This window comes from uncultured Pseudomonas sp. (genome assembly GCF_913774235.1).
GTDB lineage: Bacteria > Pseudomonadota > Gammaproteobacteria > Pseudomonadales > Pseudomonadaceae > Chryseomonas.
In genome coordinates this window covers 937,022-946,312 of sequence record NZ_CAJYDW010000012.1, presented here as the reverse complement: position 1 = coordinate 946,312, position 9,291 = coordinate 937,022, and the positions used below count along the sequence as shown (strand labels likewise).

The following is a 9,291-nucleotide window of genomic DNA, read 5'->3' as shown; positions in this document are numbered from 1 at the left end:
CGTGCTCTACCAACTGAGCTATTCCCGCAATATGGCGTCCCCTAGGGGACTCGAACCCCTGTTACCGCCGTGAAAGGGCGGTGTCCTAGGCCACTAGACGAAGGGGACGAAACCTCTTTCTGCAAGGCCTTTCACCTTGCGTCCACCTGCCAAGAGGCAGCTGGACTATATTTGGAGCGGGAAACGAGACTCGAACTCGCGACCCCGACCTTGGCAAGGTCGTGCTCTACCAACTGAGCTATTCCCGCAATTTTGGCGTCCCCTAGGGGACTCGAACCCCTGTTACCGCCGTGAAAGGGCGGTGTCCTAGGCCACTAGACGAAGGGGACCAGGTAGAATCCCTTGGGATTCTGGCCTACCACTCGGCTGACGCTTGCCGCCGTTGGGAGTGCGCGCATTCTAGGGAGCCTTACCCTGGGCGTCAATAGCTGATTAAATACTTTTCAAATCAACGACTTCGCTCGCGCGACAAAAGGCGGGCAAGCACCATGGAGAAGGGCATGTCCTCAACGATGATTGCAGCGGTAGTAGGGCTCGGGGTGCTGTTGATCATCATGATCGCCTTCGTCAACCAGAAGCTGGAAGCCGGTCGCCTGGAGAAGCAGCGCCTGGTCGCCGACCTCACCGACCGCATCAAGCGTTGCGCCCAGCTGTCCGCCAGCCTGCCCGGCCAGCTGATGACCCCGCCCCTCAAGCAACTGTTCAACCATATCGAACTCGGCATGATCGCCCGGCTCGCTGCCCTGCAGCCGCTGTCGGCCAGCCTAACCTCGCGCAAGACGGAACTGGACGAGGCCATCGCCAAGGGCGATGACATCGAAGTGACCAACGTCGCGCGACCGGTACACACCGAAGCCCGGGTAAAGGAAGTACGCGGCTATATCGAAATGCTGCACGCCCTGGTGGCCCACGCCAGCCAGATCGGCATCCTCGACGGCCAGGAAGCCCAGCGCTGGGTGGGCGAAATGCGCTATCTGCTGACGGTGAGCTACGTGGAGTTCTTCCGCTACCAGGCCGACCAGCAGATCAAGAACGAGCACTTCATCCAGGCGCGACAGGCGTACGAGCGCGCCATCATGCAGATTCGCAAACAACAGCAACCCGAACGCTACACCGAGATGCTGGCCTATCTAGAAGAACAGATCGCCCAGGTGAAACGCCAGCAGAGCGAGCTGGCCGAACAGGCCAGCAGCAGCGCCAACGAGCTGTCGGACAGCGTGGATACGCTCAAGGATGACAGCTGGCGCAAGAAGAACGATTACGAATGAGGGCTTCCCTGCCCTACTGTCTCCCGTTCAGCAGTCGGTAGCGGCCAGGAAGACCGCCACCAGCCGCTCGATCCCCGCCTGATCTGTGGCGCTGAAACGCGCCGGGTTGGGGCTGTCCAGATCCAGCACGCCAATCAGCCGATCATCCTTGACCAGCGGCACCACCAGCTCACTGCGTGAGGCGGCGTCGCAGGCGATATGTCCTGGAAAAGCATGTACGTCCTCGACGCGCTGGGTCTGCCGCTCCCGCGCCGCAGCGCCACAGACGCCCTTGCTGAAGGGAATGCGCATACAGGCGACCTTGCCCTGGAAAGGCCCCAGCAGCAGTTGGTCCTGGCCGTCGACAAGATAGAAGCCGGCCCAGTTGAGATCGGGCACCTCCTGGAAGATGAAGGCCGACAGCTGGGCGGCATTGGCCACCAGGTTGCGCTCGTCGGCCAGCAGTGCCTCGGCTTGCGCCGCCAGCATGGCATAGCCTTCCAGCCCGGCGCCGACGCCCGAGAGTTCTACCGTCATGCTTGCTCCAATAGCTTGAGCCCGACCCACTGCCGGGCGAATTGATAGGCGCAGCGACCATTACGGTTGCCGCGTCCGGACGCCCAGCGGATCGCTTCGCGGTCGGCATCCTCCGACCACTGCAGGGCAAGCCCGGACTTGCCGGCCAGGGTCGTGCACCAATGGCGGACCACGGCGAGGTAGTGATCCTGGGTGAACGGATAAAAGGATAGCCACAGGCCGAAGCGATCCGACAGCGCGATCTTGTCCTCGGCCGCTTCGCTCGGGTGCAGCTCGCCGTCGACATGTTCCCAGTTGGCATTGTCGCTCTGCCGCTCGGCCACCAGGTGCCGGCGGTTGGAGGTGGCATAGAGCAGCACGTTGTCCGGCGCCTGCTCCAGGGAACCGTCGAGTACGCTCTTGAGCACCCGGTAATCGTCACTGCCGGCATCGAAGGAAAGATCATCACAGAACAGCACGAAGCGCTGCGGTTGCCCGGCGATCTGCTCCACGACTCGCGGTAGATCGGCCAGGTCGTCGCGCTCGATCTCGATCAGGCGCAGACCCTGGCCGGCATATTCCGCCAGCAATGCCCGGATCAGCGACGACTTGCCAGTCCCGCGCGCACCCCAGAGCAAACTGTGATTCGCCGGCAAGCCGGCAACGAACTGGCGGGTGTTGCGGGACAGCTGGTCGCGCTGCCGATCGATGCCGAGCAGATCGGTCAGGCGCAATTCGAGATTGACCTCGAGCGGCTGCAGGTAACCACCATGCCCCTCATGGCGCCAGCGCGCCGCATAGCAGTGCTGCCAATCCAGCGGCTCACGGCGATGCGGCAGCAGTGGCTCGAGGCGTTCGAGCACCTGTTGTGCCTGGAGGAGAAAGGCTTCTAGGGAAGAACTCACGAGAAAGATCCTTGACGACTAGGTTGACGGCACAGGCGATCAGTCCGCCTATCCGAACAATATTGTATGACTTTTATCAGGCATCTCGCCCTTCACGACCTACTGCGCCAGCAGCCGCTGGACATGCCGCTCCAGCCGCTCGGGCTTGGTGATGGGCGCGAAGCGCCTTATCCGCCCACGCTCGGGGTCGATCAGGAACTTGGTGAAGTTCCAGCGAATGGGACGCCCTAGCAGCCCGGGAGCCGCACGTTTCAGCGCGGTGAACAGCGGGTGGGCGGCCTCGCCATTGACCTCGAGCTTGGCCATCACCGGAAAGCTGACGCCGAAACGGGTGACGCAGAACGTCTGGATCTGGGCGTCCGCATCCGGTTCCTGGGCTCCGAACTGATTGCAGGGAAAGACGATGACCCGCAGGCCCTGTTCCAGGTAGCGCTGCTGCAGCTCTTCGAGCCCGGCGTACTGTTCGGTGAAGCCACAACGGCTGGCGGTATTGACCACCAGGTAGGCCCGGGCCGGCCAGTCGGCCAGCCGGGCGGACTGGCCATCGGCCATGCGAAAGGGAATCTGCAGGATCTCCGAGGTCACGCGGACTCCCTGGGCTCAAGGTCGAGGGCGACCGAGTTGATGCAATAGCGCAGGCCGGTCGGCGGCGGACCGTCGGGGAAGACGTGCCCCAGATGCGCATCGCAACGAGCGCACAACACCTCGATGCGGTGCATGCCGTGACTGAAGTCTTCCTTCTCCTGCACGGCATCAGGAGCTATGGGCGCATAGTAGCTGGGCCAACCACAGCCGGAATCGAATTTGCTGGTGGAATCGAACAGCGCCAGTTCGCAGCAGGCGCAGCGATAGACGCCAGGGGTCTTGGTGTTGCAATAGGCGCCGGTGTAGGGCGCTTCGGTCGCGGCCAGGCGACAGACACGAAACTGATCGCCGGTCAGGCGCTCGCGCCAGTCTTCCGGGCTACGCTGTACTTTTTCCATGATGACCTCTCTGGATGCCGGCGCATCTTTTGTATCGGGCGATGCGGCCGTATGATTCCCGCTCAGTCTGGCATCCACCCCCGGATGCTGCCAAGCGCCGGTCGGCGTCCGCCTCCATCCCGTCTTTCTCGCCCTTTTTTTCAGGATTCAGTCCACCATGCAGGTCTCCAAGTCGAACAAGCTCGCCAATGTCTGCTACGACATCCGCGGCCCGGTCCTCAAGCATGCCAAGCGCCTCGAGGAAGAAGGCCACCGCATCCTGAAGCTCAACATCGGCAATCCGGCGCCCTTCGGTTTCGAGGCGCCCGAGGAGATTCTGCAGGACGTCATCCGCAACCTGCCCACCGCCCAGGGCTACAGTGACTCCAAGGGCCTGTTCAGCGCGCGCAAGGCGGTCATGCAGTATTGCCAGCAGAAGCGCATCGAGGGCGTGGGCATCGAGGATATCTACCTCGGCAACGGCGTCTCCGAGCTGATCGTCATGGCCATGCAGGCGCTGCTCAACAACAACGACGAGGTGCTGATCCCGGCGCCGGACTATCCGCTGTGGACCGCCGCGGTCAGCCTGGCCGGTGGCAAGCCGGTGCACTACCTGTGCGACGAACAGGCCGACTGGTTCCCGGACCTGGCCGACATGGAAGCCAAGATCACCAGCAACACCAAGGCGCTGGTACTGATCAACCCCAACAACCCCACCGGCGCCGTCTATTCCAAGGAGGTTCTGGAAGGCATCGTCGAACTGGCACGGCGGCATAACCTGGTGCTGTTCTCCGACGAGATCTACGACAAGATCCTCTACGACGAAGCCGTGCACATCTCCACCGCCTCCCTGGCGCCGGACGTGCTGTGCCTGACCTTCAACGGCCTGTCCAAGTCCTATCGCGTCGCCGGCTTCCGCTCCGGCTGGTTGATCGTCTCGGGGCCCAAGCATCGCGCCCAGAGCTACATCGAGGGCCTGGACATCCTCGCCAACATGCGGCTGTGCGCCAACGTGCCCAGCCAGCATGCGATCCAGACCGCCCTGGGCGGCTACCAGAGCATCAACGACCTGGTGCTGCCCAACGGCCGCCTGCTGGAACAGCGCAACCGCGCCTGGAAGCTGCTCAACGACATCCCCGGCGTCAGTTGCGTGAAGCCGATGGGCGCGCTCTACGCCTTCCCGCGTATCGATCCCAAGGTCTGCCCCATCCACAACGACGAGAAGTTCGCCCTCGACCTGCTGCTGTCGGAAAAACTGCTGATCGTCCAGGGCACCGCCTTCAACTGGCCCTGGACCGACCACTTCCGCGTGGTCACCCTGCCCCGCGTCGACGACCTGGAACAGGCCATCGGCCGGATCGGCAACTTCCTCGGCGGCTACTCCCAGTAGGCCACCAAAGCATTTCCGCGTCTTTCACCCGTCTGGCCGCTGCCGCGGCGCCAGACGGCACTGGCCCTCGGCCTCGCTTTGCCGAGTGGGTGGTCGCTTATCCGGGCGACACAGTTTGCAATAGTGGAGACGTTGAATGGATCCGGGCCGAACCTTATATAGCCGGCAGATAAACCTGTGAGGAGCTGTACCCCACCATGATGCGCATTCTGTTGTTTCTGGCTACCAACCTGGCGGTGCTGATCGTTGCCAGCATCACCTTGAAGGTGCTTGGCGTGGATCGCTACACCGGTCAGAACTATGGCAGTCTGCTGGTGTTCTGTGCCGTGTTCGGTTTCGCCGGCTCGCTGGTCTCGCTGTTCATCTCCAAGTGGATGGCGAAGATGAGCACCCGCACCGAAGTCATCAGCCAACCCCGTACCCGTCACGAGCAATGGTTGCTGCAGACCGTCGAAGAGCTGGCCCGCGAGGCCGGCATCAAGACGCCGGAGGTCGGCATCTTCCCGGCCTACGAGGCCAACGCCTTCGCCACCGGCTGGAACCGTAACGACGCCCTCGTCGCGGTCAGCCAGGGCCTGCTGGAGCGTTTCTCGCCTGACGAAGTACGAGCGGTACTGGCCCACGAAATCGGTCACGTCGCCAATGGCGACATGGTGACCTTGGCGCTGATCCAGGGCGTGGTGAACACCTTCGTGATGTTCTTCGCGCGGATCTTCGGCAACTTCGTCGACAAGGCTATCTTCAAGAACGAAGAGGGTCATGGTATCGCCTACTTCGTGACCACCATCGTAGCCGAGCTGGTGCTGGGCATCCTGGCGAGCATCATCGTCATGTGGTTCTCGCGCAAACGCGAATTCCGCGCCGACGAAGCCGGTGCCCGCCTGGCCGGCCCCAACGCCATGATCGGCGCCCTGCAGCGCCTGCGCGCCGAACAGGGTATTCCGGTGCAGATGCCCGACACCCTCAATGCCTTCGGCATCAACGGTTCGCTGAAGAATGGCCTGGCCGGTCTGCTGATGAGCCACCCGCCGCTGGAAGACCGTATCGAAGCCCTGCGTCGCTACGGCCAACGCTGAGCGTGACGTGAAACCCAAGCCCCGGCCTCGGCCGGGGTTTTTCATTGGCGGGTCAGCGCCCTGATGGCCTCAGCCAATCCTTCGCCGGTCAGGGGGAACATCCGCTGCCCCATGAGCTCCCGCAATAGACCGATGGAAGTGCTGAAGTCCCAGCCGTCGCGCGGATAGGGATTGAGCCAGGCAGCCCGGGGAAAGTGCTGGCACAGCCGCTGAATCCAGAGCGCGCCGGGCTCTTCGTTCCAGTGCTCGACGCTACCGCCGGGATGGGTGATCTCGTAGGGTCCCATGCTGGCATCGCCAACGATCACCAGGCGATAGTCCGCCCCGTAACGACGTAGCAGCTCAGCGGTCGGCAGGCCCTCTTCGTGCCGTCGGGCATTGTCCCGCCAGACCCGCTCGTAAACGCAGTTGTGGAAGTAGTAGTACTCCAGGTGACGAAACTCGAGACGGCAGGCACTGAAGAGCTCGCTGCAGAGGCGTACGTGCAGATCCATGGAGCCGCCTACGTCGAACAGTAGCAACACCTTGGTCGCGTTATGGCGTTCCGGGCGATAGCGGACGTCCAGCAAACCGCCCTCCTTCGCCGTGGCCGCCACCGTGGCATCCAGGTCGAATTCGGCCGCGGCGCCCTGCCGAGCGAAGCGCCGCAGGCGGCGCAACGCCAGTTGCAGATTGCGTCGGTCCAGCGGAGCCTGATCATCGAGGTTGCGATAGTCCCGTTGCTCCCACACCTTGGCCGCCCGCCCCTGACGAGTACCGGCCTCGCCGATGCGCACGCCGAAGGGGTTGTAGCCCCCGCTGCCAAAGGGACTGGTCCCCCCGGTGCCAACCCACTTGTTGCCGCCGGCATGCCGCTCACGCTGCTCCGCGAGGCGCTGCTGCAGGGTATTGAGCAACTCATCCAATCCGCCCAATGCCTGCAGCCGCTGGCGGTCCTCTGCGGATAGCAGCCGTTGAAGCTCCAGTCTTAGCCAGTCCGCGGGAATCGCCTTCGTCTCCGACGAGCGCTCAGCTCTGGCCATCTCGCCGGCGAAGACCTGGTCGAAACGGTCGAAGAAGCGCTCGTCCTTGACCAACAGGGTCCGCGCCAACAGATAGAAAGCCTCGGGATCGACCACCGCGATACCGGCATCCAGCGCAGCGTGCAGGTCCAGCAGTTCGCCGATGGAGACCGGAATGCCGGCCGCTCTCAGGCGGGTGAAGAAGTCGAGGAACATGCCGATCCTCAGCTCCGGCGGCGGCGCATGAAAGCCTGGCGTTCGAGCAGTTGCAGGTCCTGCTCGTTCTTCAGCAGGGCGCCGGCCAGGGGGGGCAGGCTACCCTCGCCCTGCAGAGCTGCCTGGGCGGTTTCATCACCCAGCAGCAAGGCCAGCCAGTCCACCAGCTCGGAGGTGGAGGGCTTCTTCTTCAGTCCAGGCACGTTACGCAGGTCGTAGAACAGGTCCAGCGCCTCCTTCACCAGGCGTCCTTGCAGATTCGGGTAATGGACCTGGACGATCCGCTCCAGGGTCTCGCGCTCGGGAAAGCGGATGAAATGAAAGAAGCAGCGGCGCAGGAAGGCGTCCGGCAGCTCCTTCTCGTTGTTCGAGGTGATGATGATGATCGGCCGTCGCTGGGCACGAATGGTCTCGCCGGTCTCGTAGACATGGAATTCCATGCGATCCAGCTCGAGCAGCAGGTCGTTGGGAAACTCGATGTCGGCCTTGTCGATCTCGTCGATCAGCAGGACCACCCTGTCCTCCGCGGTGAAGGCGTCCCACAGCTTCCCCGGCTTGATGTAGTGGGCGACATCCTGCACCCGCGGGTCACCCAGTTGGGAGTCGCGCAACCGACTCACCGCATCGTATTCGTACAGTCCCTGCTGCGCCTTGGTGGTGGACTTGACGTGCCAGGTGATCAGCCGCGCATCCAGGCTGAGCGCCACCTGCTCGGCGAGCAGGGTCTTGCCAGTGCCCGGCTCACCCTTCACCAGCAAGGGACGCCCGAGCTGGACGGCCGCATTGACCGCCAGACTGAGCTCGGTGGTGGCCACATAACGGTCGGTACCCTGAAAAGCCATCGTCGATCCTCATCGCCTCTTTCGCCTGACGATAGCATGCCGCGCCCAGGCTGGACGTCCTCCGGCGCAAGGCCTAGGCTGCGAGCTTTCTGCGCCCGACAGGATTCGCCATGAGCCGCATCTTCGCTGACAACGCCCAGTCAATCGGCAACACGCCACTGGTCTACATCAACCGCCTCGGCCCCAAGGGGGTCACCCTGCTCGCCAAGATCGAAGGGCGCAACCCGGGCTATTCGGTCAAGTGCCGCATTGGTGCGAACCTGATCTGGGATGCCGAAGCCAAGGGCCTGCTCAAGCCTGGCATGAGCCTGGTGGAGCCGACCTCCGGCAACACCGGCATCGGCCTGGCCTATGTCGCCGCCGCGCGCGGCTATCGCCTGGTGCTAACCATGCCCGCATCCATGAGCCTGGAACGCCGCAAGGTGCTCAAGGCCCTGGGCGCGGAGCTGGTCCTCACCGAGCCGGCCAAGGGCATGAAGGGCGCCATCGAGAAGGCCCGGGAGATCGCCGAGAGCGAACCGGACCGTTACTTCATGCCGCAGCAATTCGACAACCCGGCCAATCCGGCCATCCATGAGAAGACCACCGGGCCCGAGATCTGGAACGATACCGACGGAGCCATCGATGTCCTGGTGGCCGGCGTGGGCACGGGTGGCACCCTCACCGGCATCTCGCGCTTCATCAAGAAAACCAAGGGCAAGCCGATTCTTTCGGTGGCCGTGGAACCGGAGACCTCACCGGTCATCAGCCAGACCCTCGCCGGCGAAGAGGTGAAGCCCAGCCCACACAAGATCCAAGGCATCGGCGCTGGCTTCGTGCCGGGCAATCTCGATCTCGCCATGGTGGATCGTGTCGAACAGGTCAGCGATGACCAGGCCAAGCTGATGGCCCAGCGCCTGATGCGCGAGGAAGGCATCCTCTGTGGCATCTCCTGCGGTGCCGCCATGGCCGCTGCAGTCCGGCTGGCCGAGGCCCCCGAGATGCAGGGCAAGACCATCGTGGTCATCCTGCCGGATTCCGGCGAGCGCTACCTATCTACCATGCTGTTCGACGGCCTGTTCGAGGAACAGGAGCTGGTTCAGTAACGTCCGCCAAGGTGCCGATTGGGGCGGTAGCCGCCAATCGGCACAACGGCT

The 9,291-nt window shown here is 63.4% G+C and carries 10 protein-coding genes and 3 tRNA genes; 4 read left to right on the top strand and 9 right to left on the bottom strand.

What is annotated here, in order from left to right:
* Positions 1-32: 32 nt before the first annotated feature.
* The 3 genes from QZ471_RS13970 to QZ471_RS13960 all read right to left on the bottom strand — a co-directional run bounded on the left by QZ471_RS13970 (position 33) and on the right by QZ471_RS13960 (position 329).
* Positions 33-108, bottom strand: a tRNA-Glu gene (locus tag QZ471_RS13970).
* Between the two features lie 64 nt (positions 109-172).
* Positions 173-248, bottom strand: a tRNA-Gly gene (locus tag QZ471_RS13965).
* A gap of 5 nt (positions 249-253) precedes the next feature.
* A tRNA-Glu gene (locus QZ471_RS13960) sits at positions 254-329 on the bottom strand.
* A gap of 171 nt (positions 330-500) precedes the next feature.
* Between QZ471_RS13960 and QZ471_RS13955 the strand changes: the two genes are divergently transcribed.
* Positions 501-1,268 carry a hypothetical protein gene (locus tag QZ471_RS13955; RefSeq protein WP_295464664.1) on the top strand — a complete coding sequence of 256 codons (768 nt, stop codon included), beginning with the start codon at positions 501-503 and terminating at the stop codon, positions 1,266-1,268.
* Between the two features lie 27 nt (positions 1,269-1,295).
* On the opposite strand, the gene QZ471_RS13950 is transcribed toward QZ471_RS13955, so the two are convergent.
* The 4 genes from QZ471_RS13950 to msrB all read right to left on the bottom strand — a co-directional run bounded on the left by QZ471_RS13950 (position 1,296) and on the right by msrB (position 3,651).
* On the bottom strand, positions 1,296-1,784 hold the full coding sequence (locus QZ471_RS13950; RefSeq protein ID WP_295464662.1) for a GAF domain-containing protein: 489 nt from the start codon (positions 1,782-1,784) through the stop codon (positions 1,296-1,298).
* Positions 1,781-2,668: an ATP-binding protein gene (locus tag QZ471_RS13945; protein WP_295464660.1), complete on the bottom strand. Its 888-nt coding sequence runs from the start codon at positions 2,666-2,668 to the stop codon at positions 1,781-1,783. The genes QZ471_RS13950 and QZ471_RS13945 overlap by 4 nt, the downstream gene beginning before the upstream one ends.
* A 99-nt stretch (positions 2,669-2,767) precedes the next feature.
* A complete protein-coding gene (locus tag QZ471_RS13940; protein WP_295464724.1) occupies positions 2,768-3,220 on the bottom strand; it encodes a glutathione peroxidase in 453 nt (150 codons plus the stop codon).
* A 29-nt stretch (positions 3,221-3,249) separates the two neighbouring features.
* Positions 3,250-3,651, bottom strand: coding sequence for a peptide-methionine (R)-S-oxide reductase MsrB (msrB, locus tag QZ471_RS13935; RefSeq protein ID WP_295464657.1), 402 nt, complete (start codon positions 3,649-3,651; stop codon positions 3,250-3,252).
* A gap of 157 nt (positions 3,652-3,808) precedes the next feature.
* Here msrB and QZ471_RS13930 point away from each other — a divergent pair, with 157 nt between their 5' ends.
* Complete coding sequence (locus QZ471_RS13930; protein WP_140215581.1) at positions 3,809-5,020, top strand: pyridoxal phosphate-dependent aminotransferase; 1,212 nt, start codon at positions 3,809-3,811, stop codon at positions 5,018-5,020.
* Positions 5,021-5,217: 197 nt separating this feature from the next.
* A complete protein-coding gene (gene htpX, locus QZ471_RS13925) occupies positions 5,218-6,096 on the top strand; it encodes a protease HtpX (protein ID WP_145012731.1) in 879 nt (292 codons plus the stop codon).
* A gap of 41 nt (positions 6,097-6,137) precedes the next feature.
* Here the strand turns inward: htpX and QZ471_RS13920 are convergent, their stop codons facing one another.
* Positions 6,138-7,313, bottom strand: a complete 1,176-nt coding sequence (locus tag QZ471_RS13920) for a VWA domain-containing protein (protein WP_295464652.1) — start codon at positions 7,311-7,313, stop codon at positions 6,138-6,140.
* 8 nt (positions 7,314-7,321) lie between these two features.
* Entirely contained in the window at positions 7,322-8,155 is an 834-nt protein-coding gene (locus QZ471_RS13915; protein ID WP_295464649.1) for a MoxR family ATPase, read from the bottom strand.
* 110 nt (positions 8,156-8,265) lie between these two features.
* Between QZ471_RS13915 and cysK the strand changes: the two genes are divergently transcribed.
* Positions 8,266-9,240, top strand: a complete 975-nt coding sequence (gene cysK, locus QZ471_RS13910; RefSeq protein WP_295464647.1) for a cysteine synthase A — start codon at positions 8,266-8,268, stop codon at positions 9,238-9,240.
* Positions 9,241-9,291: the final 51 nt, after the last annotated feature.

Bases quoted from the DNA above. Each gene is read 5' to 3' on its own strand.
- QZ471_RS13955 (WP_295464664.1), top strand. From the start codon at position 501: ATGTCCTCAACGATGATTGCAGCGGTAGTAGGGCTCGGGGTGCTGTTG.
- QZ471_RS13950 (WP_295464662.1), bottom strand. From the start codon at position 1,784: ATGACGGTAGAACTCTCGGGCGTCGGCGCCGGGCTGGAAGGCTATGCC.
- QZ471_RS13940 (WP_295464724.1), bottom strand. From the start codon at position 3,220: ATGGCCGATGGCCAGTCCGCCCGGCTGGCCGACTGGCCGGCCCGGGCC.
- msrB (WP_295464657.1), bottom strand. From the start codon at position 3,651: ATGGAAAAAGTACAGCGTAGCCCGGAAGACTGGCGCGAGCGCCTGACC.
- QZ471_RS13930 (WP_140215581.1), top strand. From the start codon at position 3,809: ATGCAGGTCTCCAAGTCGAACAAGCTCGCCAATGTCTGCTACGACATC.
- htpX (WP_145012731.1), top strand. From the start codon at position 5,218: ATGATGCGCATTCTGTTGTTTCTGGCTACCAACCTGGCGGTGCTGATC.
- QZ471_RS13920 (WP_295464652.1), bottom strand. From the start codon at position 7,313: ATGTTCCTCGACTTCTTCACCCGCCTGAGAGCGGCCGGCATTCCGGTC.
- QZ471_RS13915 (WP_295464649.1), bottom strand. From the start codon at position 8,155: ATGGCTTTTCAGGGTACCGACCGTTATGTGGCCACCACCGAGCTCAGT.
- cysK (WP_295464647.1), top strand. From the start codon at position 8,266: ATGAGCCGCATCTTCGCTGACAACGCCCAGTCAATCGGCAACACGCCA.